16 protein-coding genes are annotated in these 25239 nt (G+C 61.5%); 10 read left to right on the plus strand and 6 right to left on the minus strand.

Annotated elements, in window-relative coordinates:
- The first annotated feature begins 390 nt into the window (after positions 1-390).
- The 9 genes from GO988_RS14055 (at position 391) to GO988_RS14095 (ending at position 15687) form a co-directional block, all read left to right on the plus strand.
- Positions 391-2253, plus strand: a complete 1863-nt coding sequence (locus GO988_RS14055) for a glycoside hydrolase family 35 protein (RefSeq protein WP_198172739.1) — start codon at positions 391-393, stop codon at positions 2251-2253.
- 42 nt (positions 2254-2295) lie between these two features.
- On the plus strand, positions 2296-3450 hold the full coding sequence (locus tag GO988_RS14060; RefSeq protein ID WP_157566506.1) for a glycoside hydrolase family 43 protein: 1155 nt from the start codon (positions 2296-2298) through the stop codon (positions 3448-3450).
- A gap of 337 nt (positions 3451-3787) precedes the next feature.
- Positions 3788-6862 (plus strand): SusC/RagA family TonB-linked outer membrane protein, encoded by a 3075-nt coding sequence (locus GO988_RS14065; protein ID WP_157566508.1) that lies wholly within the window; start codon positions 3788-3790, stop codon positions 6860-6862.
- Between the two features lie 21 nt (positions 6863-6883).
- A complete protein-coding gene (locus GO988_RS14070) occupies positions 6884-8476 on the plus strand; it encodes a RagB/SusD family nutrient uptake outer membrane protein (protein WP_232341516.1) in 1593 nt (530 codons plus the stop codon).
- A gap of 91 nt (positions 8477-8567) precedes the next feature.
- The gene (locus GO988_RS14075) at positions 8568-10619 is read left to right on the plus strand and encodes a DUF2264 domain-containing protein (protein WP_157566510.1); all 2052 of its coding nucleotides are present in this window, start codon (positions 8568-8570) and stop codon (positions 10617-10619) included.
- Between the two features lie 84 nt (positions 10620-10703).
- Positions 10704-11690, plus strand: a complete 987-nt coding sequence (locus GO988_RS14080) for a family 43 glycosylhydrolase (protein ID WP_157566512.1) — start codon at positions 10704-10706, stop codon at positions 11688-11690.
- A gap of 177 nt (positions 11691-11867) precedes the next feature.
- A complete protein-coding gene (locus tag GO988_RS14085; RefSeq protein ID WP_157566514.1) occupies positions 11868-13418 on the plus strand; it encodes an alpha-N-arabinofuranosidase in 1551 nt (516 codons plus the stop codon).
- 145 nt (positions 13419-13563) lie between these two features.
- Positions 13564-14196, plus strand: coding sequence for a hypothetical protein (locus tag GO988_RS14090; protein ID WP_157566516.1), 633 nt, complete (start codon positions 13564-13566; stop codon positions 14194-14196).
- Between the two features lie 66 nt (positions 14197-14262).
- Positions 14263-15687, plus strand: coding sequence for a BNR repeat-containing protein (locus tag GO988_RS14095; protein WP_157566518.1), 1425 nt, complete (start codon positions 14263-14265; stop codon positions 15685-15687).
- A 92-nt stretch (positions 15688-15779) separates the two neighbouring features.
- On the opposite strand, the gene GO988_RS14100 is transcribed toward GO988_RS14095, so the two are convergent.
- Complete coding sequence (locus GO988_RS14100) at positions 15780-17078, minus strand: sensor histidine kinase (protein ID WP_198172741.1); 1299 nt, start codon at positions 17076-17078, stop codon at positions 15780-15782.
- A 149-nt stretch (positions 17079-17227) separates the two neighbouring features.
- Positions 17228-18550 carry a flavin-containing monooxygenase gene (locus GO988_RS14105; protein ID WP_157566522.1) on the minus strand — a complete coding sequence of 441 codons (1323 nt, stop codon included), beginning with the start codon at positions 18548-18550 and terminating at the stop codon, positions 17228-17230.
- A 552-nt stretch (positions 18551-19102) separates the two neighbouring features.
- Between GO988_RS14105 and GO988_RS14110 the strand changes: the two genes are divergently transcribed.
- Complete coding sequence (locus GO988_RS14110) at positions 19103-20923, plus strand: patatin-like phospholipase family protein (RefSeq protein ID WP_157566524.1); 1821 nt, start codon at positions 19103-19105, stop codon at positions 20921-20923.
- A 183-nt stretch (positions 20924-21106) separates the two neighbouring features.
- Here the strand turns inward: GO988_RS14110 and GO988_RS14115 are convergent, their stop codons facing one another.
- The 4 genes from GO988_RS14115 to GO988_RS14130 all read right to left on the minus strand — a co-directional run bounded on the left by GO988_RS14115 (position 21107) and on the right by GO988_RS14130 (position 24694).
- The gene (locus GO988_RS14115; RefSeq protein WP_232341517.1) at positions 21107-21964 is read right to left on the minus strand and encodes a DUF5694 domain-containing protein; all 858 of its coding nucleotides are present in this window, start codon (positions 21962-21964) and stop codon (positions 21107-21109) included.
- Positions 21965-22529: 565 nt separating this feature from the next.
- Entirely contained in the window at positions 22530-23246 is a 717-nt protein-coding gene (locus tag GO988_RS14120; RefSeq protein ID WP_157566526.1) for a diadenylate cyclase, read from the minus strand.
- The gene (locus GO988_RS14125) at positions 23247-23762 is read right to left on the minus strand and encodes a putative sensor domain DACNV-containing protein (RefSeq protein WP_157566528.1); all 516 of its coding nucleotides are present in this window, start codon (positions 23760-23762) and stop codon (positions 23247-23249) included.
- 224 nt (positions 23763-23986) lie between these two features.
- Positions 23987-24694 (minus strand): hypothetical protein, encoded by a 708-nt coding sequence (locus GO988_RS14130; RefSeq protein WP_157566530.1) that lies wholly within the window; start codon positions 24692-24694, stop codon positions 23987-23989.
- Positions 24695-25239: the final 545 nt, after the last annotated feature.

A 25239-nucleotide genomic window follows, 5' to 3' on the forward strand; every position in this document is an offset into this window, starting at 1 on the left:
CGATACTAGTTGCACGGCAGGAATATGGAATAGGATAGGGCGAAGACACCAGCTGCGCAGCAAAGGCGTATGGTGCTGGCCCAAGGTAGCAAAGCCGCGGCAAGAAACCATCCCGGTAAGGCAGCTAATTCGAATAGGCCTACCCCCCTCAGTGCCTTCGAGCAGTAGCTATTGCCAGTCCCTAGCTCTCGAGCTTCCCAAACCTCATTTTTTGCGCTGGTAGTCAATTTTGACCACTTTTCTGCCGAAAATACCCCTGCTTGGGGCATAGCGAGGCGGGTACTTTTGCCTCGCAATCCAGCTGCTCGGCGCCTCTTCTAGCGAAGGTTTCTTTGCTGAAAGCCCGTCGCCAGTTCGTCTTCGTCTCTCCCACCCAAACTACGCTATCCGTTGCGGCTACTTCTACCTCTTCTGCTGCTGGGCGGCTTGGCCCCGAGCACAGTACGGGCCCAGGCCCAGCCGGGCCCTACCCCCCGCCACACGTTTGCGCTGGGCCCCAACCAGTTCTTACTCGACGGCCAGCCGCTCCAGATGATTTCGGGCGAGCTGCACTACCCCCGCATTCCGCGCGAGGCGTGGCGCGCCCGCCTAAAAATGGCTAAGGCAATGGGCCTCAATACCATCGGCACCTACGTCTTCTGGAACGTGCACGAGCCTCAACCGGGCAAGTACGATTTCACGGGTAATAACGACGTGGCGGCCTTCGTGAAAATGGCCCAGGAGGAAGGCCTGTGGGTGATACTGCGGCCCAGCCCCTACGTGTGCGCCGAGTGGGAATTTGGCGGCTACCCCTACTGGCTCCAGAACGTGCCCGGCCTGAAAGTGCGCAGCCAGGAGCCGCAGTACGTGGCCGCCTACAAGCGCTACATCGAGGCCGTGGGCAAGCAGCTGGCGCCGCTGCAAGTCAACCACGGCGGCCCCGTGCTGATGGTGCAGGTAGAAAACGAATATGGTTCTTACGGCGCTGATAAACAGTACTTAGCTCTCAATAAAAAGCTGTTTGAAGACGCTGGCTTCGACGGCCTGCTTTATACCTGCGACCCGGCCCGCGACGTGGCCGCGGGCCACCTGCCCGGCTTGCTACCCGCCGTCAATGGCATCGACAAGCCCAGCCAGGTGCGCAAAATCGTGCAAACCAACCACGACGGCCAGGGGCCTTACTACATCGCCGAGTGGTACCCCGCGTGGTTCGATTGGTGGGGCACGCCGCACCACACCGTGCCGGCCGCCAGGTACACCGCGCCCCTCGACTCGGTGCTGAAGGCGGGCTTGTCGATTAACATGTACATGTTTCACGGCGGCACTACGCGGGGCTTTATGAACGGGGCCAACTTCAAGGGCGACACCACGCACTACGAGCCCCAAGTGAGCAGCTACGACTACGACGCGCCCCTCGACGAGGCCGGCAATGCCACGGCCAAGTACCGGGCTTTCCGCGACGTGATTGCCAAGTACCGGCCTGCTAATCAGCCTCTACCCCCCGTACCCGCCGCCAAGCCCGCCGTGGCGCTGCCCGCCTTGCAGCTCACGCGCAGCGCCAGCCTGCTCGACCAATTGCCCACGCCCGTCGCCAGCCCCAAGCCCCTCACGTTTGAGGCGCTAAAGCAGGCTTACGGCTTCGTGCTCTACCGCACCACGGTGCCAGCAGGAGGGGGTAGCAAAATGTTGAAAATCCGCGATTTGCGCGACTATGCTGTAGTGCTCGTGAACGGCAAGCGCGTGGGCACCCTCGACCGCCGCCTGCGCCAGGACAGCCTGCGCCTGACGCTGCCCGCCGGCGCGGTGCAGCTCGATATTCTGGTCGAAAACCTGGGCCGCATCAACTTCGGCAAGTACCTGCTGCAGAATAATAAAGGCATTACGAACAGTGTGGTGCTGGGTGGTAAAGAGCTGACGGGCTGGCGCATGTATGGCCTGCCCTTCGACCAAGCCCCAACCGTGGCGAAGGCCAGCGGCGCGGCCCCGGCGGCTAGCAGCGGCCCGGTACTTCGTTCGGCCACCTTCCCCGTGGCCACGCCCACCGATACCTACCTCGACCTGCGCCAGTGGGGTAAGGGCAGCGTGTGGGTGAACGGCCACAACCTGGGCCGCTACTGGGCCATCGGCCCGCAACAAACGCTTTACGTGCCCGCCGAGTGGCTCCGCAAAGGCGCCAACGACATCACCGTGCTGGAGCTGCTCAAACCCGAGCAGGCCACCCTACCCACCCTCGACCACCCCATCCTCAGCGAGTTAACCCAGTTGCAGCCCTGATTTTCTCCGCTTCCCTGCGCTGCACTTACTCCGCTTGCCACTATGAAAAACGCTTTTTTAGTAACCGCGCTGCTCGGGCTAGCCACCGCCACCCAGGCGCAGCGCACGGCTTTCGAGCCCGGCAAGGTGTGGCCCGACAACCACGGCACCCACCTCAACGCCCACGGCGCGGGCGTGCTCTTCGATAAGGGCCGCTATTACCTGTTTGGCGAGCACAAGATTGCAGGGCCCAAAGGTAATAGCGCCCAGGTAGGCGTACACTGCTACTCCTCGAAAGACCTGTATAACTGGCAGGATGAGGGCATTGCGCTGGCCGTGGCGCCCGCCGGCTCGGGCTCCGAAATCGAGCAGGGCTGCATTTTAGAGCGTCCCAAGGTGGTGTATAATAAGCTGACCCATAAGTATGTGATGTGGTTTCACCTGGAGCTGAAGGGCCAGGGCTACGCCGCCGCGCGTACCGCCGTGGCCGTGAGCGACCGGGCCACCGGGCCGTTTCGCTACGTGCGCTCGTACCGGCCGGGCGCCGGGCAGTGGCCGCTGGGCTTTCAGGATGAGTGGAAGCAGCCCGTGCCGGGAGAGGCCGCCCTAAAATGGTGGACGCCCGAATGGCGCACCGCCGTGGCCGCGGGCCTGTTTGTGCGGCGCGATTTTGCGAAAGGCCAGATGGCCCGCGATATGACCATCTTCGTCGATGACGACGGCAAGGCCTACCATGTTCATTCCTCGGAAGATAACCTAACGCTGCACCTGGCCGAACTGACGGCTGACTACCAAGATTTTACCGGGCGCTGGAGCACCATTGCGCCGGCTGGCCACAACGAGGCCCCGGCCTTGTGCAAGCGTGGCGGCAAGTACTACCTCCTCACCTCGGGCTGCACCGGCTGGGCGCCCAATGCGGCGCGCTCGTTCGTGGCGTCGTCCATCTGGGGGCCGTGGCGGCAGCTCGAAAACCCCGCTACTGGCGCCGATGCCGATTCGACCTACCACTCGCAAAGCACCTACATTTTGCCGGTGGCGGGCAAGCCGGACGCTTTCCTTTTTATGGCCGACCGCTGGACGCCCAAGAACCCTATCGACGGCGGCTACATCTGGCTGCCACTCAGCTTCGAGGGCGACCAGCCGCGCCTGCGCTGGGCCGACCGCTGGAGCCTCGGTGTGTTCGACCAACCCCGGCCCAAGGCTACGGCGGCCCAGTAGCTGCCGCCCAGGCGGCACCGGCGGGGGGTAGGGATAGTAGCAGAGTAGGCGCTTGAAGTATTGCATTGATTGCCAGCACGAAGCGCGGCGCCTATTAAAGGGCGGCCGGGCTGGGTAGTCGAATTTGCCCCTCGTTTTTACTCAAAATATCCCTGTTAATCCTCCGCTAAGGACAATACTTTTGAGCAGGCTTTGAGCGACGCTTTCCCGGTCATTTTCAAAGCCAAGCGTACTGATTCCCCCGGCTTCAGAGCCACCGTGAGGGGTAGTAGTACGCACTTGCACTGCGATTCTTTTTCCCACCCTGGCTGCTTTGGCGGCCAATTTTCCTTTCCTTATGCAGGCAAAGTCTATTCTTCTGTGCGGGGCCCTGCTGCCACTGGCCGTGGCAGCGGCCCCGAAGCCCCGCGCCGGCGCCACCTGGGCGCTGCACCAGCCTGCCGCCGACGCTACCGTCACGGGCACGGTGCTCGATGAAAAAGGCACCGGCATGCCCGGCGCCACGGTTGTGCTAAAAGGCACCACGCTGGGCACTACCACCGACGCCGACGGCAAGTTCAGCCTGCGCATCCCCGATGGCACGGCCACGCCTACCCTCGTTATCTCGTCTATCGGCTACGTGCGGCAGGAAATCGTGGTGGGCGGCCGCACTACGCTCTCGGTGAAGCTGGCCACGAATGCGCAGGACCTTAACGAGGTAGTAGTAGTGGGATACGGCGCCCAGAAGCGCTCCGACATTACGGGCTCGGTGGTGTCGGTGCCGACGGACCGCCTGGAGAAAATCCCGGTGTCGAACGTGGCGCAGGCGCTCGAAGGCGCGGTGGCGGGCGTCAATATCACCACCACGTCGAGCGTGCCGGGCAGCCAGCCCAACATCCAAATCCGGGGCGTGCGCTCGATTACGGCCAGCACCAACCCGTACCTGATTGTGGACGGGGTGCCGTTTCCGGGCAACCTCAACGACATCAACCCCAACGACATCGGCTCGATTGAGATTCTGAAGGATGCCAGCTCGACGGCCATCTACGGTACGCGCGGCTCCAACGGGGTAATTCTGGTGACGACCAAGCGCGGCAAAACCGGCAAGCCCCAGATTCGCTACAACGGCTACGCCGGGCCCGAGTACATGGTGAACAAGCTGCACCCGCTCGACGGGCCGGCGTTTTCGGCCAAGTGGCAGGAGTTTACCCGGCAGCGCGGCATCAACCTGACGCCGGTGCCGAATACGGGCGAGCTAGACAACTACAACGCCGGCCGCACCGTGAACTGGATGGATTTGATTAAGCAGCAAGGCTTTATCCAGGACCACAACGCGTCCATCTCGGGCGGCACCGACAACGTGAAGTACTTCGTGTCGGGCGACTACTTCAAGCAGAAGGGCATTATCCAGGGCTACCAATTTCAGCGCATTAGCCTGCGCTCCAACATTGATGCTACCCTCACGCCCTGGTTGCGGGTGGGCACCTCGGCCTTCTACTCGACTTCTAACGACGACGGGGGCCGCGCCGACCTGAGCCTGGCCCAGGTGCTGAGTCCCTACGGCTCGGTGTACAACGCCGACGGCACCTATACTATTTACCCGCAGCCGCCCGAGCAGCTGGTCAAGAATGCCTTGCTGGGCCTCACCACCCAGCGCCTCGACCGCATCAACCAGCTCACGGGCACGGGCTACGCCGAAGTGGAGCCGACCTTTTTGAGCGGGCTCAAGTACCGCCTGAACGCGACTTACTCGAACCGGCCCGGCCGCTACGCCAGCTATACCGGCCGGGCGTCGGGCGACTTGCGGGGCACGGCCCAGCTCATCAACGACGAGCGCCAGAACTACACGATTGAGAACCTGCTGTTTTACAACAAGACCTTCGACAAGCACCACTTCGACGTGACGGCGCTGTACAGCGCGCAGCAAAACAACTACTTTACCACCACCGAGAACGCCAGCGGGTTTATCAACGACCAGATTGGCTTCAACAGCCTGGGCTCGGGCAGCATCACGCCTACCCTCAGCTCGTACAGCGAGCGCCGCACGCTGGTGTCGCAGATGGCGCGCCTCAACTACAACTACGACAGCCGCTACCTCTTCACGGCTACGGCCCGGCGCGATGGCTCGTCGGTGTTCGGGGCCAACGCTAGCAAGTACGCCACCTTCCCGTCGGTGGCGGTGGGCTGGAATATCGGTAATGAGGCGTTCCTGAAAGACAACGCGGCGGTGAGCGTGCTCAAGCTGCGCTTCTCGTACGGCACCACCGGCAACGAGGGCATCAGCCCCTACGGCACCATCACGGGCAGCGCCCTGCTGCAATACGCCTACAACGGGGTGCCCGCCGTGGGCCTGCGTGCCAACAACATCGGCAATACCAACCTCAAGTGGGAGCAAACGACCAGCTCCAACGTAGCCCTCGATTTCGGCTTCCTCAAAAACCGCATTACGGGTACCGTGGAGTACTACAATGCCAAAACCAGCGACCTGCTCCTGAACCGCCAGATTCCGATTGTGACCGGCTACGGCAACATCCTGGACAACATTGGCTCGGTGAATAACAAGGGGGTAGAGGTGAGCCTGACCACGGCTAACGTGCAGACGTCCAGCTTTACCTGGGAGACTACCCTCAACTTTTCGGCCAACCGCAACCGGCTGCTCGAGCTGGGCTACACCAGCACCGACGACATCGGCAACCGCCTCTTCCTGAACCGGCCGCTGGGCGCCGTGTACGACTACGTGAAAACCGGCGTGTGGCAAACCGGCGAAGATGCCAGCAAGCTGGACCCCGGCGCCAAGGCTGGCGACCTGAAATTTGCCGACCTCAACAACGACGGCAAGATTGACAGCAACGACCGCCAGTACCTGGGCTCGTCGCTCCCCACCTGGCAGGGCGGCATCACCAACACCTTCACCTATAGGGGGATAAGCCTGCGCGTGTTTATCCAAACGGTGCAGGGCGTGCTCAAGAGCAACCAGAACCTGAACTTTGTGGACCTGGGTGGCCGCCTCAACACCCCGCAGGAAGTGGGCTACTGGACCGCCGCCAACCAAAGCCAGGACCGCCCCAGCCTGAGCTATATCAACCCCCGCGGCTACGCCTACCCCAGCAACGCCAGCTTTACGCGCCTCAAGGACGTGACGCTCAACTACACCTTCCCGGCCGCGCTCGTGGATAAGCTCAAGCTGGGCACGCTCTCGGTGTACGTGAGCGGGCGCAACCTCTACACCTGGACCAAGTGGATAGGCTGGGACCCCGAGCAGAACTACACCATCGGCAACGGCACCGGCAACATCGACAACCCCATTAGCCTGCTCAGCTCGTCCACGAGCTTTAGCCCCACCACGAGCGTGAATAGCTCAACGGCGGGTAGCAACCCCAACTTCCCGCAGGTCCGCAGCTTCGTGTTCGGCCTCAACCTGGGCTTGCGCTAATTCTTCTTCCCACCCGATTTTATGGCTCTGATTGATATGAAACGCCTCACCCTAGGATTTGTGGCGCTGCTGGGCACCGCGCAGCTGCTTAGCTCTTGTAAGAAAGATTACCTCGACGAAACCCCCGCCTCGCTTTACACGCCCCAAACGGTGCTGGTCGATTCGCTGGGCTTCGAGTCGGCCATGGCCGGCTTGCAGAGCGTGGTGCGCGAGCAGTACACCCGCTCCGACGAGCAGGGCCTGCTCGGCATGATGCAGGAAGGCACCGACGTGGCCATCCCCGGCCAGGTGCAGGGCGCCGAAATCCCTTACTACAACTACAACTTGCTCAACGCCCAGGACCAGGCGGCCAGCGTAATGTGGAGCTGGGCCTACCGCACCATCAACAACTGCAACCAGATTATTGCGGGGGCGGCCGCCGCGCCGGCCACCCTGCGGCAGGGCTACAAAAACCGCATTAGCGCCGAGGCGCGCTTCTACCGCGCCTACGCCTACGACTTCCTGGTGACGCTCTGGGGCGACGTGCCCCTGGTGGATATGCCCGTGACCACGCCGCGCAACGACTTTACGCGCACGCCGGTAGCCACGGTCAATGATTTCATTGCTAATGACCTGACCACGGCCATCCCGAGCTTGTTCAACGCCAGCAAGGCGGCCTCGGGGCGCATCACGCAGGGGGCCGCCCAGCAACTGCTGGGCCAGGTGTACCTGCGCATGGGCAAGCCCGATTTGGCTCAGGTGCAGTTGCAAGCCGTTATCAACGGCGGCCAGTACGCGCTCATTAGGGCCCGCTACGGGGTGCGGAGTACCCAGCCGGGCGACTACTTTTCCGATATGTTTGTGGTGGGCAACCAGCGCCGCAGCCAGGGCAACACGGAGGTAATCTGGTCCGAAGAGCAGCAATTGCTCGTGCCCGGTGCCACCACCAGCGCCCAGCAGCGCCGCATGTGGGTGCCGGCCTATTACAACATCAAGGGCATGACGCTGGCCGACTCGCTCGGCGGGCGCGGCCTGGGGCGCCTGCGCCTCAGCAATTGGGTAGACTACCGCCTCTACCCCGCCCAGGACATGCGCAATTCGAAGTACAACTTGAAGCGGCGCTTCTACTACAACGATGCCACCATGCCCGCCACCTTCGGCAAGCGCGTGACGGGCCTGGCGGGCTCGGATACCATCTACAACATCACGCCCTACACCACCAAGTGGAACCAGTTTGACCCCACCGATACCTTCGGCTTCGGCACCATCAAAGACTTGATTATGATGCGCCTGGGCGAAACGTATCTGCTGCTGGCCGAGGCCCAGTTCAAGCAGGGCAACACGGCCGGGGCCGCCGCCAGCATCAACGCGCTGCGCACCCGGGCCCAGGCCCCGCAGGTAACGGCCGCCCAAATGACGCTCGATTTCATCCTCGATGAGCGCGCTCGCGAGCTGATAGGGGAGGAGCAGCGCCGCCTCACGCTGGTGCGCACCGGCACCCTCGTTGACCGTGCCACTCGCCTGAACGGCGCCTCCATCACGGGCCTGAAGCAGACGAACACCCTGCTGCCCATTCCGCAATCCACAATCGACCTGAACGGGGGCGCTACCCTCGCACAAAACCCGGGCTACTAGCGGTGGGCTAGTTGCCGGTTGGGCCGGGGTCTGCCTGTGAAGCGGGTAGGCCCCGGCCTTTTGCATTCCTCCTTACTTACGCTTCCCACCCATGAAAACCCTGTTGCTATTGGCCGGGGCGCTGGCCGCCCTACCCCCCGGTGTGGCCGTGGGGCAGGCTGCGCCCGCCCTACCCCCCTTCGCCACCGCCGTAGCCCCGCCTGCCGCCAAGCTGCCGCTTTTTGAGGTGAAGCAGCCCGATAAAAAGCGAAGCCCCTACACCGGCATGACGCGCCAGCACTGGCAAGCTGCCGCCCAGTACCTGCTGAGTGGGGCCTTCAGCTACGTGCGCACGCTCGATGACCCGATGCAGTTTCCGAAGCTGCTGGGCAAAAGCTACCCCCGCACCGCCAGCCAGGTGCCCACCGAAAAGCTCGAAGGCCTATGCCGCACGCTCTTCATGGCCGCGCCCCTGCTGAAGGAAAACCCTAGCCTGACGCTGAACGGCGTGAAGGTAGGCGACTACTACCGCCACCAGCTGGCGCTGCTCGTAGACCCGGCCAGCCCCAGTTACATCGCACCCCGCACCCCGGATGGCGGCCCCAGCCAAAACCTGGTCGAGTTCGGCGGCCTGTCGGTGGCGCTGTTTGCGGCCCCCAAAATCTTGTGGGACCCTTTACCCGAAGCCACCAAAAAGGCCTTGGCCGCTACCATGCTCAGCTACGGCGACGGCCCCACGGTGCCCCAAAACTGGCGCTATTTCAACATCTTTATCCTCAGCTTTTATGAAAGCCGGGGCTACACCGTCAACGAGAAGCTGCTGGAAGAATACTTGCAAAAGCAACTGGGCCACTACCGCGGCGAGGGCTGGTACGACGATGCGCCCACCTTCGACTACTACAGCATGTGGGCCTTCCAAATGTATGGCCGGCTGTGGAGCGAGTACTACGGGCGCCAGCACTACCCCCAGGTAGCCGCCCAGCTCACTGCCAATTTTGCACCGCTCAAAAACACCTACCCCTACCAGTTTGGGCGCTCGGGCGAAATGATAATGTGGGGCCGCAGCATCACGTACCGCTTTGCGGCGGTGGTGCCGTTTCCGCTGATGGGCTTGCGGCCCGAGGCGGGCACCAACTTCGGCTGGATGCGGCGCATCGCGTCGGGGGCCATGTTGCAATTTTTACAAAACCCGAACTTCTTGCAGGATAATATTCCGACGCTGGGCTTCTATGGGCCGTTCGACCCCGCGGTGCAGGCGTACAGCTGCCGGGGCAGCGTGTTTTGGATGAGTAAGGCCTTTTTGGGCCTGCTGGTGCCGGCCGATAGCCCTTTCTGGACGGCCACCGAAAATGAAGGCCCCTGGGAGAAAGAGCTGAAGCCGAACACGGTCTTCAACAAGTTTGAGCCCGGCCCCAACATGCTCGTGACCGACTACCCCAACAGTGGCGCGGCCGAAATTAGGGATGCCCCGCACCAGCCCGCCAGCGATGCCAACCGCGGCAACGAGAACTACAACCGCTTGAGCTACAACAGCGCCTTTCCGTGGCAGGCCGACGGCCCCAACGGCGAAGTGGCCATGAGCTACGTGTTCCAAAACAGGGAGAATAAGTGGGAAGCGCTGCGCTTCTACACCTTCCAGAAGTACGAGAACGGCGTGTACTACCGCGACGCGGCCCTAGAATCCAACCCCGCTATCAGGCTGCGCCTGGCCGACGTGCCGCTGCCCAACGGCATCCTGCGCGTGGACCAAAACGCCAGCACCGAGGCTACCCCCCTGCGCCTGGGCCACTACGCGCTGCCCAACCTTACGGGCACCATCCGGCGTAGCACGCGCCGGGTAAAAGGCCACGAAGTGCACCTGCTCGACAACGGCACTTATCAGCTGGCGCTGGTGCCCCTCAGCGGCTGGGACAAGGTAGAAGCCGTGGACGCCACCGGCCTCCACCCCGTGCGCGCCGCCAGTACCGTACTCAACGCACTGGGCACCACGGCCCCTACCCCCCAAGCCAAGCTTTACGCCACGCTGCTGCTTTGGAAAAAATCGGGCACCGCCTGGACTGATGCCGAACTGCTGCCCGTGCTGAACGTAGCTTCGGCAGCCGATGGCAGCGCCACCGTATCGTTTGCCGATGGCAGCCGCAAGCAAGTGAAGTTCAAGGAATAGCCGTAGGCCAGCCTATCCCCGCAGGGGAGGGGGCGTGGCAGCTCGTTTAGTTTCAGTAAATAAATTGTTAGTAACCAGAAGCGTATGCGTTTAACAAGTGTGCTATTCACGGCGCTGTGCAGCCTGGCTAGCCTCGCCGCCAGCCAGGCCCAAACCGCGCCCACCGACACGCTGCACGCGCCGCCGCCCGCGCTGCCCGGCCTCTACGCCGACCCGCACCTGGCGGCTTTTGGCGACACGTATTATCTCTACCCCACCACCGACGGCATGGCGGGTTGGGGCGCCACATCGTTCACCTGCTGGTCGTCGAAAGACCTGGTGAAGTGGCGCAACGAAGGCGTAATACTGGACTTGCCGCGCGACCTTACCTGGGCCGCCAAAAACGCCTGGGCCCCGGCCATCGCCACCAAAAACGGCAAGTATTATTTCTACTACTCGGCTGCCCAAAGCATTGGGGTAGCCGTGGCCGACCGGCCCACGGGCCCCTTCAAAGACCCGCTGGGCAAGCCGCTGGTGGCCAAGGGCCAGTTTAAGGGCCAAATGATTGACCCCATGGTGCTGGTCGATGACGATGGCAGCGCCTACCTCTACTTCGGCCAGGGCCAGTGCCACGTCGTGAAGCTGAACGCCGACATGGTGAGCTACGACCCGGCCACCGTGGTCGAGTTTAAGCCGCCAGGCTACAACGAGGGCTCGTTTGCCTTCAAGCGCCAGGGCAAATATTACCTCATGTGGAGCGAGTACGACACCCGCGACCCGCGCTACTCGGTGGCCTACGCCACGGCCAGTTCGCCGCTGGGGCCGTTCACGAAAGCCGACCACAACCCCGTGCTGAAGGGTAGGGGCGTGGTGCAGGGTGCCGGCCACCACTCGGTACTGCAAGTGCCTGGCACCGACCAGTGGGTAATGGCCTACCACCGCTTCCATATTCCGGGCGGCAACGGCTACAACCGCGAAACCTGCCTCTCGCCCATGCGCTTCGATGCGCAAGGCAACATACTGCCGGTTCTTGTATTTGAAGTAGTTAAGCCGACAAAAATCAAAAAGCCTACCCCCGTTGCCCGCCCCTAAGGCCTGGCCTTGGCGCTCGCCTGCTGCGCAGGGCGCATGAGCAGCGCGGGCAGCTAAAAATAATTTGCCTGAATACACAATCGATTGTGCAAGCGCCCCCAACTTTACGGCTTGCAAAGCGGCTACCCACCTAGCACCCGCCGCTTTGCGCCACTCCCTATCCCACCTACTTTTCGAATGTCCTACCTCCGCTCTTTTGCTGCCACGCTCGCCCTAGCCGCGCCGCTGCTCACCGCCGCCCAAACCGTGCAGCTGACCGTGCAGCCCGGCGACCCGAAGCTCCTCATCAGCAAGCACATTCAGGGGCAATTTGCCGAGCACTTGGGGCGCTGCATCTACGGCGGTTTTTGGGTTGACCCCGGCCTGAGCGTGCCCAAGCAGGGCCGCTTGCGGCTCGACATCGTGGAGGCGCTCCAGAAGATTCACGTGCCCAACCTGCGCTGGCCCGGCGGCTGCTTTGCCGATACCTACCACTGGCACGATGGGGTAGGGCCCGCCGCCCAGCGCCCCAAAATGCTGAACCTGTGGTGGGGCAATACCTTGGAAGACAATAGTTTCGGTACCCACGAATTTATGGAGCTGTGCGGCCTGCTGGGTACCGAGCCCTACCTGGCCGCCAACGTGGGCAGCGGCACGGTGCAGGAAATGAGCAACTGGATGGAGTACCTCAACTCGAACGAGGACACGCCCATGGTGCAGGAACGCAAGAAGAACGGCCACGCCGAGCCCTACAAAGTGAGCTGGTGGGGCATCGGCAACGAAAGCTGGGGTTGCGGCGGCAACATGACGCCCGAGTACTACTCGGATGTGTACAAGCGCTACGCCACCTTCGCCCACGACTACCCCGGCACGCCGCTCAAGCGCATCGTGAGCGGTGCCAACGCCGACGACCCGCACTGGACCGAAACGTGCATGAAAAACATCGGCCCCGGCAAAATGTGGGGCCTCACCCTGCACTACTACACCCTGCCCACCGGCAGCTGGAGCGGCAGCAAGGGCAAAGCCACCGGCTTTGGCGAAGACCAGTACTTCAGCACCCTGCGCAACTGCCTGAAAATGGACGCCATAGTGACCAAGCACGCGGCCATCATGGACAAGTACGACAAAGACAAAAAGGTGGCGCTACTGGTGGACGAGTGGGGCGTGTGGACCGACGTGGAGCCCGGCACTAACCCCGGCTTCTTGTACCAGCAAAACACGCTGCGCGACGCGCTGGTGGCTGGCACTACCCTCAATATCTTCAACAACCACTGCGACCGGGTGCGCGGGGCCAACCTCGCCCAGGCCATCAACGTGCTGCAAGCCTTAGTCTTAACCGACAAGGAAAAGATGCTGCTCACGCCCACCTACCACGTGTTCGACCTCTACCAGGTGCACCAGGATGCCGAGTACCTGCCCCTACAATTCGCCAGCCCCGACTACGTGTTCAACGGCGAGAAAATCCCGGCCCTGAACGCCTCGGCCTCGAAGGATACGAACGGCGCGGTCCACCTATCGCTCGTCAACCTCGACCCCACCAAAACCCTGACCCTCGAAACGGCCCTGCCCGGCGTGAACTGGAAAACGGTGACCGGCCGCGTGCTCACCTCAGCCAAAGTGAGCGACTATAACAGCTTCGACAAACCCGACAATATCAAGCTGGCTGCCTTCACTGGAGCCAAGAAGCGCGGCGACAAGCTGGCCGTGGCCCTACCCCCCAAATCGGTGGTGGTGCTGGAATTGAAGTAGGAAAGCTGTCCGGAAAGTTGTTAGGACGTTATAGTTCAATAGCTAAGAGTGTGTTTGAGATTTACTAAAAAGGGCACGCCAGATGAGCAGGACCGTCTTTTTGAGGTTTCATAGAATTCAAACACGCTCTAAAAAACCGATTTCTATGCGCAGGTATCTAGTTACTAAACTGCTGCTTACCGCCGTTGGCTGCTTGGCCGGGGAGCTGGCCCGGGCGCAGCAGCCGGCGATGGCGCCCCTCGCGCCGCGCCTAGTGCTGGTGCAGCCCGCCACGCCTGGCCTTGGCGTGCCGGTGCGCACCAAATGGGATACGGGTGGGCCACCCGCTGCACCTGCGCTGCCCACCCAGCCGGCGCGGGTATATCGGCCGGTAATGCTGATGAATTCACACCTAATACTGGGTGATAACGACTTGCGCGCCCTGAACCCGCAGGATATAGCCGATATACACGTGTACAAGGGCGCCGATGCGCCAGCCAAATGGCGTAGCCTGACGCCCAACGGTATTATTGACATTAGGCTGAAAACCAAGGCAAAATTCAAGTCAAAAACCCTGGCGGCCCTCAAGCGGCAGCTAGGGGTAGGGGGGGCGGTCAGGTTTGAGCTGGACGGGGTGCCCCTGGAGGATACCTCGCTGCGCATTGCTGCCGGAGCCATCGACCGGGTAGACCTGGTGCGGCCGGCGGCGGGCGAAGCAGGGATAACGCTGCTGAATATTCAGGTAGTGCGGTTGCCGCCACCCCCGCACCCGCCCGGCACTATTCGCATTCGAGGGTAGCCAGCCGCTGATAGCTCGGCCGGAGATAGCCCAACGCCTTATATTCTACCAAACTGCTTTCCTGCCATGCCCACCCCCTTTCTTACCGGCCGTTGGCTGTTGGTACTTTTCGCCAGCGCGGCCTTCACTATGCCGCTGGCGAGCCATGCCCAAACAGCTGCGCCCGTGGGCCTGGGCTGGGCCAAAAACAACGTGAACGGGGCCGTATTTCGCAAAAATTCGGTTGTGACGCAGGGCCAGGACCAGTACACCGCCTACTACGACTCGGTGGGCTACGTGGTGCTGGCCAAGCGCCGCCTGCCCGCTGGCGCCTGGCAGGTGCAGCGCACGCCCTACCAGGGCAAAGTGCAAGATGCGCACAACGTTATCAGCCTGATGGTGGACGGCGCGGGCTACCTGCACTTATCCTTCGACCACCACGGCAACCCGCTGCGCTACTGCCGCAGCAAGGCCCCTGGCTCGTTGGACATGAGTGAGTTGCTGCCCATGACCGGCACGCACGAAAACAACGTGACCTACCCCGAGTTTCACCGCTTCCCGAGTGGCGACCTGCTGTTTTTGTACCGCGATGGCAGCTCGGGCAACGGCAACTTGGCCCTGAACCGCTACGATGTCAAAACCCAGCGCTGGACGCGCTTGCACGACGTGCTCATTAGCGGCGAGGGCCAGCGCAATGCCTATTGGCAGGCCTGCATCGACGCTAAGGGCACGATTCACGTGTCGTGGGTGTGGCGCGAGTCGCCCAACGTGGCCTCCAACCACGACATGGCCTACGCCCGCTCGCTGGACGGGGGTAGGACCTGGCAGCGCAGCACCGGCGCCGCCTACCAGCTGCCCATCACCGCGGCTACGGCCGAGTACGCGGCCCGCATTCCGCAAAACAGCGAGCTGATAAACCAAACCTCCATGACTACCGATGCGGCGGGCGCACCCTACATCGCCACGTACTGGCGCCCGGCGGGTACGCAAGTGCCTCAGTACCAGTTAGTTTACCTGGCCGGCAAAACCTGGAAAACTGCCCAGGTGAGCCAGCGCACAACGCCCTTCAGCCTGAGTGGGGTAGGGACAAAGAAGATTCCGATTTCGCGCCCGCAACTGCTCGTGGCCACCCAAAAGGGCAAAACGGCGGCCTACCTGCTCTTCCGCGATGCCGAGCGCCAGGACCGGGCTTCGGTGCTGCAATGCCCCGACCTCACCAAAAACCAGTGGGCCGCTACCGACCTCACCACTACCCCCGTCGGCAACTGGGAGCCCAGCTACGACACCGAGCGCTGGCAGAAAGACCACATCCTCAGCCTATTTGTGCAGCGCACCGGCCAGGGCGATGGTGAAACCCTCGAAAACCTGCCTCCCCAGCCCGTCTACATCCTGGAGTGGGCGCCCGGCCAGCCCCTGCGGCCCGCTTCGCTGGGTGCCGCGCCGGGCCTGGGCGCCCCGAGGGGGGTAGGGGCGCGCGGTGCGGCGCCAGCGCCTACTGCCGCCAGCCACTAAAACCTGCCCAGAGCTAGCAACTACCCGTGTGGCGCGCCACGACGCCACACGGCTGCCGCTCGGTGAGCTTGCCCCGCGCAGCGGGTAGCGGCTTACCCCGGAAAGTTGACGATAAAAGTGGAGCCCCGGCCTAATTCACTTTCAACCTGAATGCTGCCCCCGGCATTATCGAGGATTTTCTTGACCAGGTACAGGCCTACCCCTGTTCCTTCCACGTGCGAGTGCAGGCGCTTAAATAAGCGAAAGAGTTGGTCTTGCTGCTCATGGCTTAGCCCCAGGCCATTGTCTTGCACGCGCACCACCAGGCGGCCTTGTTCGCGGTGGCTGCGCACGCGCACAACGGGTGCGCGGTCGGGATGGCGGTATTTGAGGGCGTTGCTGACCAGGTTGAGCATCACCGAGTATACATGCTTGGCGGCAAACCAAAGCGACGAAGTACCCGCTATGTCGACCAGTAGCTGCCCTTGGGTGGCGGCGAGTAGCGGCGCTACTTCCTGGCGTACTTCTTCGAGCACAGCGGCCAACTCTAGGTGTTCGCGCACCAGCCCATCGGGCGTATAGGCAATGCTAAAGTCGGCCAAGCGGTCGAGCGTATGCCCAAACCGGGCCATTGATTCTTGCATTAAGTCCAGAATAGGCTTGGCCTGTGCTAGCTGCGGCGTGTCGGCCGACAGTTCCGCTACCAAGACCTGCACCAGCCCCTGCAAGTTGCCAATGGGGGCGCGCAGGTCGTGGGAGGCGGCATAAACGAACGTGTCGAGTTCGGCGTTAATTCTGCCTAACGCCATATTGGCCGCCAGCAGCTCTTCGTTGGCAACTTGCAGCTCCTCGTTGAAGGCCGCCAGTTGCTCGTTGGCGTCCTGCAAGGCGTTGGCGTGCTGGTCCACTTGGTCTTCGAGCAGCTTGCGCTCCGATATATTTTCGAGCGTGGTATAGCCCAGTTCGCCCCCTTCGTCGGGAAACAAAACGGAGGTAACCCGGCACCAAAGCAGCGCACCGTCGGGGCGTACCAAGCGGGTTTCCAGCGTAAAGGAAGTGAGGTGGTGCGCCCATAAAGCCTCTTGCAAGCGCGCCCAGTCGGCATAGTGGTCGGGGTGGGCATACTCCAAAATGGCGTGGCCCAGCAACTCCAGGGGGGATTCTAGGCCCAATAAGTCGGCGATGGCTGCGTTGGCCTGCCGAATGGTTAAGTCGGCGTCAATGATTTTTTGGCCGAGGGGCGAGTGCTCGAAGATGGTGCGGAAGCGCAGCTGGCGGTGGTAGTCGCGCGTTATTTCTTCCCGCTGGGCCTCCTGCTGGCGCTGGGCCTCGTGCGCTTGGGCAAGTTCGGCACGTAGGGCCTGAATCTGCGCTTCCATAGCGCAGTGTTCGGGAAGGGGTAGGTCGAACATAGCGCAGACGATTGAGAAGGCGGATAAGCTCCGCAAAATACGCATTTTTAGGCAAGCAAACACACCATTGTCGCGTTTAGCAGTGGGGCGCCCGCCACGGGTGGCTGCCTGCGTAAGCCCAGCCGTGCCAGCCGGGGCAGTCTTTCTGGCTACTTGCTTGCCTGGCGGCGCATCTCCCGTTCAATAAGGTCTTTGTAGGGGTAGAAATCCACCTCCAGCGTGTGGCGGGGGGAGGAGCCGTAGCGCTTGGCTACGGCGGCTTTGTCTGCGGCAATGCTGCGTAGCATTTCGGAGCGGCTGGGCAGCTGGCACTGGCCGCTAAGTAGCCGGGCAATCCAGTTGCTTTGCACTTCGGCCAGCGGCATAATGGGGCCGAGGGGCTGCAAAAAAGCCAAAAAGTACAGGCCCGCGTGGTCGGGGTGCACCACGTGGCGGTACAACTCCAGGTTGTTCTGCTGCTCGACTTGCAGAAAATCGGGGTCGAAAAATGGAAACGACACCCGGTAGCCGGTGGCATAAATCAGCAAATCAGCCGCTTCGGTGCTACCGTCCTCAAACAGAATATGGTCGCCTTGCAGCTCCCGGATGTTGGGCCGGAAGTGAAGGAGGCCGCGCCCCGCCAAATACAGCAAATCTTGCGAGAGGGTAGGGTGCTCGCTCAGCAGCGGCCGCTGCGGGCGGGGCACGCCGAAACGCGCTTGGTTGCCGTGGGCCAGCCAGAGCACCGCCCGCAGCACCACGCGCTGCACGGCCAGCGGCAGCTTGCTCATCAGGGGCGAGGCCAGCGAATCGAAGGGCACGTCCCAAATCCAATTGGGCAGGATGTAGGCGCCGCTACGCGTCGAAATAGTGACGCGGCCCGAATACTGCCGGGCGGCTTCGCAGGCAATATCGACGGCCGAATTGCCGATGCCCACAATCACAACATGGTGGCCAGCCACTTGGTCGGGCGTGCGGTAGTCGTGCGCGTGCAGCGTTTCGCCGCTGAAGCTACCCGGAAAAGGCGGGTCGGGGTAGCGCGGGCACCAGTGGTGGCCATTGGCCACGATAACCGCCCGGTAGGCGCGCTCTTGCAAGTCGCCGCCGCCGCGCGTGCGGGTAGTCACGCGCCAGGCGCCATCGGGATGCGGCCGCACGTGGGTTACTTCGGTGTTGTAGGTGAGGAGCTTATCAATGCCAAAGTGCCGGGCATAGTCTTCAAAATACGCGATGATGTGCGAGTGATGCGGAAACATGGGGTAGCGCGCGGGCATCGGAAAATCCGAGTAGCTCATGGCCCGGCGGTTGGTGTTGATGTGCAGCGAGCGGTAGGCCGAGGACAGGCCATTGTCGTTGTTGTAGCGCCAGTTGCCGCCCAGCGCCGAGCCTTTCTCGAAACAGTCGAAGGGCAAGCCGGCTTCGTGCAGCGTTTTGGCGGCCGTCAGGCCGGACGAACCCGCCCCGATAAGACAAATTCTGTCGGCAGTAGGCATGGCGCAGGCAGCATAATTAGGAGTAAGACCAACGCGCCAAGCCAGCAGCCGGCGCCGGGCGCCGGACAAAGCAGCGGGGCGCTCACAAAAGCGCTTCTTTATAAAAATACGGCGTCTTTCAAAAAAATCCCTAACTATTTCGGCCTCAAGCAACTATTCCAAAGTGCCCGCAAATAAACGCGATGTGCACCTTAGGCGCGAGGGTAGGGGTGCGGCTCATTCCTAAAGCCAGCATGCGGCTGAAAGTGGCCAACGGCAGCGCGCCACGTAGCTTGGCTTCTCGCCACTAAGCGCAGCGGCTGGCATTTGCAAACAGCTCAGCGCTAAGCAGTGAAGGGGGGTAGGCGCGGGCAACTGGTAACACCAGGCCAGGCAGGGTAATAGGTAGCCTGGGGGCGGTGATTGCTAGCCGCGCGCCAAGCTGGCCGCGCCGGCGCGCGCGGCTTTTCGCCTGCAAAAACCAGTGGTAGCACTGATGGACTCGACTATCCAGAGAAGTACTTTTAGCGCCAGCCGCTTGGTAAACAGCGCCTTCTCATCACACCTTATTTTATGGAGTCAGTCCCTGCTACTGCGGCAACTTCTTCGGCCCCGGCTGCGGCCGCCGCCAAAGCTGCCAGCGTATTTACGGCCTATGCCACGGCGCCCGCTCCCGAGCCCGCACCGCACACCTTCGAGCTGGGGCTGGTAATGGCGGGGGCAATCTCGGCGGGGGCTTATACGGCAGGCGTTATTAATTTTCTCTTTGAGGCCCTCGACAATTGGTACGACCCCGCGTTGCAGCAAGCGTTCGGGGACGGGGCTGCGGTGCCTACCGACGAGCCCCTGCACCACGTGCGGCTAAAAGCCATGGCGGGCGCCTCCGCTGGGGGTATGTGCGCTGCCCTTACCGCTATTGCGGCCATTGAGGGCAGCACCAGCAACTTTCACCAAGCGTGGGTCAAAGACATTGATATTGACAAGCTGCTCGACCCAAGCGACTTGGTTCGGGAGCCCAAGCGCCTGCAAGCGTGGAAAAGCGTGCTCAACTGCGACATCCTGGACCACATTGCCCAAAACCGGCTAGCGCGCCCTACCCAGGCGCGGTGGCCCCGGTGGATGCTGTCCGACCACTTAGACTTTTTTTTAACCCTCACCAATCTCAATGGGCTGACGTACGAGGTGACCCAGACCGGCGGGGCCCCCCAGCGGTTTACGGACCACGCCGACCGTATTCAGTTTCGCCTGCTTGCGCCGACCCTACCCCCGACTGCCCCCACCGACCCCGCCTTCGACCCCGCGCTGGTGGAGCTGCCTAGTGCGCCTACCCCCACCGGGGATGCCGCCTGGGACCGCTTGGCTCAATCGGCCCTCGCTACCGGGGCTTTCCCTATTGCGTTGATTAGCCGTCTGATGCGCTTCTCAAACGACTATTATGCGAGCCGCTGGTACAACGGGCCGCGCCCTGGCTACGCGGTTCGTGCCGGCGCGCCCGACATTCAGACTTATCCAGCGGGAGGAGAATACTTGTTTGTGGATGGGGGCGTGACGAATAACGAGCCGCTGGAGCTAGCCCGCCGGGCGCTGACAGACGACCCATCGGGGCTGTTGCACAATGACCCCAATGGCGCCACGGCCCGCCGCGCCCTGCTGCTGGTTGACCCGTTTCCGAGTGAGGCGAAGGAAACGGATTACACGGTTCTCAAACAGGAGCTGGGCCCGCTCGCCGCGCGTCTATTTACAGCGTTGCTGAACCAGTCGCGCTTTCGCGCCGAGGATTTATTAGGCGCCCTCGACCTGGATGTGCACAGCCGCTACATCATTGCCCCGTCGCGGAAGGTGGAGGCGCGGCCAAAGGTGGCAGCGCAGCCAGACGCTAAAAAGCCCCTACCCCCCATCTTGGCGTGTGGGCTGCTCAACGCATTCGGCGGCTTTTTACACCAAGGTTTCCGGGAGCATGATTACGAGCTGGGCCGTCGCAACTGCCAGCGGTTCCTGCAGCAGTGGTTTACGCTGCCAGCCAATAATCCGCTTTTTGACCGCTGGCCGGCTGCGCTCAAGCAGACTCTAGACGTGCGCGATGAAAAAGACCAACCGACGGGGCGCCTCCCCATCCTTCCCTTGTTGGGTAGCTCGGCGGTAAAAGTAGCCGCTCCCGAGTGGGCAAAGGCCCGCATGAGCCAGTCAGACTATGCGCAACTGACAGAGCAAGTGAGGCAGCGGCTGGATATCATCACCAAACAACTGAGCCGCGAAATTCCGGATGGGTGGTGGGCCGCGAAGATGATTTACCCGCTCTTTGTTCGAAGCAAACTGCGGCGGCTGCTACAGGAGAAAATAATGCGGGTTATTAAGCAGGAGTTGAGCACGGCGGAGTTGCTGCAAGAAGCCTAAATCAGCAAAGCGCTACCCCCTCATAGCGTACGCAGGGAGGCAGTAGAGCCGTAGAGCTAGGCCACGCCGGTATGTTTTAGGGGGGTAGCAGTTCACCTTCATCTTTATCAGCAGGCGGAGAAATATTGCCGCAACGAGCTGGTTTAAAGCTGTAAGCGCGCTGGCTGCCTTTTGCAAACGAACCTACTTCCTACCTGCTTTATGCAATTGGGAAAGCTTCGTTTTGGTCTTCAAATACGTTGCCGCGTGCACGACTTGATAGGCAGGATTCGCCGCAAAAAGCTCTTCTAATACCCCCACGTGGGCCAAGCCAAACACGGCTAATACCCGCTTAGCCTGGCTTTGCTGCTGCGCCCGCAGCATATTCGAGTAGATTTTGAGATTCCGGTTATAAAATAGGGTAATGAAATGAGCCCCAATGTATTCGGTATCTACTTTGCCCAGCTCAACCGTATTTGTGCCGTCCGCCGCAAAAGTGCCGTTCATAACCAAGGCCGGGGTATTGAACTGCACGCGGTGCAGCAACGCAATCATGGCCGGCTGATTGGCGAGCGCCAGGTAATCGTAGAGGGAAAGGCTGTCGTGCTGCACCAGGGTTCTTAACGGGCGGGCGGTAGCCTGTAGCAGCTTAAGGTCTTGCGTGTAGGCCTCAATATTGGTGCCGGTGCTCAGCAAGGACTGGGACGTAGCCGCGTAGTAATCAACGGCTTTGGGGCTGGGTAGCTGTAGCTGCTTGGCCAACGCAAAGCCCACTTGGTAGCGCTCACTGCGCCCGGTCGGTAAGCGCGCTAGTTGCAACAGCCCCTTTTGATATAAACTATACAAGCTATCAAGTTGCCCCTGCTCCTTTGGTTCGGCTTCAATCAAAATAATATCGGGCCGAAACTGCGCGAGTTGCGCCCGCACCTGGGCCAGTTCTGCTTGCTTTTTAGGGCTGAAGACGTCCGATTGGGGCTGCTTGTTATAAAGCTGGTTGAGGTGGTCGGAGCCTACTACCAGCACTTGAATCTTGGCGGGTAGGGGGCCCTGCGCGACGCTCAACAACGGTAAGGTTAGGCCTAGCAGGAATGGTAGAGCGCGAAAACAAGGGCGGCGTAGGAGTGAGGAGAAATGGAACATGAGAGACAAAAGGAGAAATCAAGCAAATGTAAATACCCAGTACCTTGCTTTGCAATGTAGCTGCACAAACAATTACTTATTAGCTATTAGCTGTCCATAGCGCTCGCTAGGCAGCTGGTAAGTTGGCTGCGTCACGAATGGGCCGCTCGAAAAAGCTAGGCCAGGTGATATCCTCAGCTACGTTCGGCTGACTAAGCTGTCACGGGCCACGCAATGCGGCGTGCGGCAATAATTACTGCACCTTTTCGGCGGTGTTTTGCCAGCGTCGAACGGCGGCAGGCTACGCTCAACCACCCTTGCCCTGCTTCATCAACTCCCATTTATAGGCGACCTTGGTTTGACTAATAAGCTGGTTCAAAAGCAAACGGTCGGCTTGCTGGCCGCTGGTTTGCGGCGGGGGTAGAGGAGACCTTGCGGGGCGTAAGTACTGCGAGCGCGTAACCTCCCTGCCAACGGCAAACTAAAAAATGGCACCGCTGGCTAAACACTACAAAATGAGTTGATTCCAGAAGATGACTTGCTCGGCACGCTGGCGCACGAGCCGGATGCCTCCATCCTGGGAGACGACGATGGCCTGGCAGCCCGCCTCGGCTTGGCAGAGCCGGTAGGCCGCGCGGTGGCGGGTGCCGCCGCTGTCGGCCGCTTCGGCCTGCAACTGCGTACCCTCGGCATCGAGGGCGCGGTACACATACGGCGTGGGCGGAGCCGGGGCGGCGATTTCTACGCCGAAACCCAGCAAACCGAACTGCTTGTCGAGGGCTAAGGCGCCATCCACGGCCATTAGGTCGGCGAGTAAATCGGCAAACTGCTCCATCTCCGTGTGCAGCTGCTGTAGTTCACCATCCGTTGCGAGGCGGTAGGCGGCCCAACTACTGAGGTCCAGCGCCGTGCTGCGGGCCAGCAGGCGGGTGAGCAGCGCACGGTAGCGCGCGCCAAAGTCGTTGTGCAGCACGCCATACTTGGGGCGCAGCACCGCCGCCGGGCCTACCAGCCGGAGTGCGTCGGTACTGGGCACCAGCACCAGCATACCCCCGTGGCCTTGGGCCCGCACCCGGGCCAAGCAGCGATGCAGGCTATAGCTGCCCAGGTGGCGGGCCAATTCTATGTTGACATCACCTAGGGTAGGTGGCGTTTCACGGGGGTCCACTTCCTCAAAGCCGCCCAGCCAGCCGATAGGGAATGCCCGCCCGCCGTAGTCACCCATTTAGCCTTGCTGCAACACCAGCATTGGCTGCGCCCCGCAGAAAAACGCCAGCCGGCCCGGCCCCGCCACCTGCATAAATAGGGCCGGGGGCAGCAGCGCCGTATCGTGCGGCGCGTCGACGTGGTCCCAGGGGCGGGTAGCGAATACGAGCCCTAGAATGGTTAATTCGCCCGTCGGCGCAGCCCCTACCGATAGCAGCGTACCGGGGCGCTGCGTGGTTGGGCTAAGGCGGCGTAGTTCCTGCGCAGAGTAGGCGCGCGGCTCACTAAAGGCAAGTATCTGATAGGCAGCAATGGCCTCGGGCGGGGGCGCGGGCTGCTGGTCGGGGGGCGCGGAGGGCCGCAGCAAGAGGTGGCATTGCACGGGGCGGTCTTCCTCGCGCAGCAAGCTGGCCTGGTAGCCCCCCGCAATAAAGCTGGTCAGCACGGCTGGGTCTGGCAGCGGCAAGCCGTGGGCGGGCCAGTGCTGGCGCAGGGCAGCAGCTATCTCGGGGGGGTAGGCATACGTTTCCGTCACGGCAGGCAGGGGGGGAAGCGTTCAACTGAAAGGCGGCTAAGGTAGCCTACTTACGTGTACCTGTTGCCTAATGGAGCAGCTAGCTTTCAGGCGCTTGGTTGCTGGGTAATGCCCCTGAAAAAGGCTACAAATACCTGCTGATTATTTTCCGCGTTCAGCACTTCTAGTGCTGGGCAGAAGTGCTCATCGCCAAAGTCTTTACTCGCCGGTTCGGCATGGTCATCTTACCGGCCAACTAAGTGAATACGTAGCTCGCGGCGCTCTTCACCTTTGGGAATGCCCAGCCCGGCTCCCTTGGTAAATGCTACTGGCAGCCCTAGCTGCGCGCTTAGCGCGGTGGCGATAGCCTGCGCAACCGCCGCTGTACGCGTATCATAGTACAAGACGACGGAGCTAGCGGAAAGCCAGGGCGGCCGCGATGGCAAAAGCGTTGCCCCGGTTACGGTGTACCCACCTGCTGCTAAATAGGTACTGCTTTTTGCAAGCTCTGCAGGCTCAATCTTGTACCCATACAGGGCAATAGAGTAGAGGGAATTATTCGCTAGCTTGACGGCGCTTTGAATTTTTACGCTGCTCCTCGCTGCCTCCGTTTCCGATACGGATTCGAGCAAGGTGGTAATCTGCTGCGACAAGTTTTGTTTGGTTTTCGTTAGCTCCACAATTTTGCCTTGGGCAGAGTCAAGTACTGCGCGCGCAAAAACCGTTCTTATGTTCAGCGAATCAAGGTCTTTCTTGGCTTTGTCCCGCAAGAATTCGGCCCGGGCGTTCTCATATTTTGAGACGTAACTCTGCCCCACGACCCCAATCGAAGCGGCAACAGCCGTAGCGAAGCTCAACCAAAAAGTATGATTCCAATAAAAAGGCTTTCGCAGGGCCTGAATCTCGAGTTGTAGCTTCTGGGCTTCGAGTTGTTCTCTGTCTACAGCTTCCATAGGAAAGGAGGAGCAAAGGTGGAGGTACTTCCCGCCAGGCAGGCCTGGCCAGTATAGAATTAGGCGGATTAGGCATTTCGTGCCAACAAGATAAGGGGCGCTCTCTTAAGCCCTTACCCCCCGCTGGGCCGATTGGAGAAATCCTTTGCAGGGGGTAGGCTTGTGGTGTTGAAAGGGGTGGCGCTTTAAGGGTTGGCCTAGCCTCGATGAATGAAGCAGGGGTAGGCCTGCTCGCTTAGGAGGTGCCGCTGCACGGGCTTTGACTGCGCGGCCGGTAAGTGGCCACTAGACTTTGCACGCGTCAGGCGAGGTCGCAACCCCGCCCTTATTCCCCGCGCGAATTTGTCTTGACGACTACGGAGAGACCCACCGGTTCAGCGCGTTGCCGTGCCCAACCATGGCCTGCTCAAAGGGTATTCCGCCGCGCGCAGAATGCTTTGCCAAGCCAGGGCGGTGGCTTTAGGTATTCTGCTGTAGCTGCGGCCTGCCACGAGGGAGCGGTTGTCGCTCGCCACGAGCAGGCTTTCTAATCGGGAAGCACTTAA

This window comes from Hymenobacter ginkgonis (genome assembly GCF_009755225.1).
Classification (GTDB): domain Bacteria; phylum Bacteroidota; class Bacteroidia; order Cytophagales; family Hymenobacteraceae; genus Hymenobacter; species Hymenobacter ginkgonis.

Coding starts and splice junctions, on each gene's coding strand:
- GO988_RS14060 (WP_157566506.1), top strand. CDS start 2,296: ATGAAAAACGCTTTTTTAGTAACCGCGCTGCTCGGGCTAGCCACCGCC.
- GO988_RS14065 (WP_157566508.1), top strand. CDS start 3,788: ATGCAGGCAAAGTCTATTCTTCTGTGCGGGGCCCTGCTGCCACTGGCC.
- GO988_RS14070 (WP_232341516.1), top strand. CDS start 6,884: ATGGCTCTGATTGATATGAAACGCCTCACCCTAGGATTTGTGGCGCTG.
- GO988_RS14075 (WP_157566510.1), top strand. CDS start 8,568: ATGAAAACCCTGTTGCTATTGGCCGGGGCGCTGGCCGCCCTACCCCCC.
- GO988_RS14080 (WP_157566512.1), top strand. CDS start 10,704: ATGCGTTTAACAAGTGTGCTATTCACGGCGCTGTGCAGCCTGGCTAGC.
- GO988_RS14085 (WP_157566514.1), top strand. CDS start 11,868: ATGTCCTACCTCCGCTCTTTTGCTGCCACGCTCGCCCTAGCCGCGCCG.
- GO988_RS14090 (WP_157566516.1), top strand. CDS start 13,564: ATGCGCAGGTATCTAGTTACTAAACTGCTGCTTACCGCCGTTGGCTGC.
- GO988_RS14095 (WP_157566518.1), top strand. CDS start 14,263: ATGCCCACCCCCTTTCTTACCGGCCGTTGGCTGTTGGTACTTTTCGCC.
- GO988_RS14100 (WP_198172741.1), bottom strand. CDS start 17,078: ATGTTCGACCTACCCCTTCCCGAACACTGCGCTATGGAAGCGCAGATT.
- GO988_RS14105 (WP_157566522.1), bottom strand. CDS start 18,550: ATGCCTACTGCCGACAGAATTTGTCTTATCGGGGCGGGTTCGTCCGGC.
- GO988_RS14110 (WP_157566524.1), top strand. CDS start 19,103: ATGGAGTCAGTCCCTGCTACTGCGGCAACTTCTTCGGCCCCGGCTGCG.
- GO988_RS14120 (WP_157566526.1), bottom strand. CDS start 23,246: ATGGGTGACTACGGCGGGCGGGCATTCCCTATCGGCTGGCTGGGCGGC.
- GO988_RS14130 (WP_157566530.1), bottom strand. CDS start 24,694: ATGGAAGCTGTAGACAGAGAACAACTCGAAGCCCAGAAGCTACAACTC.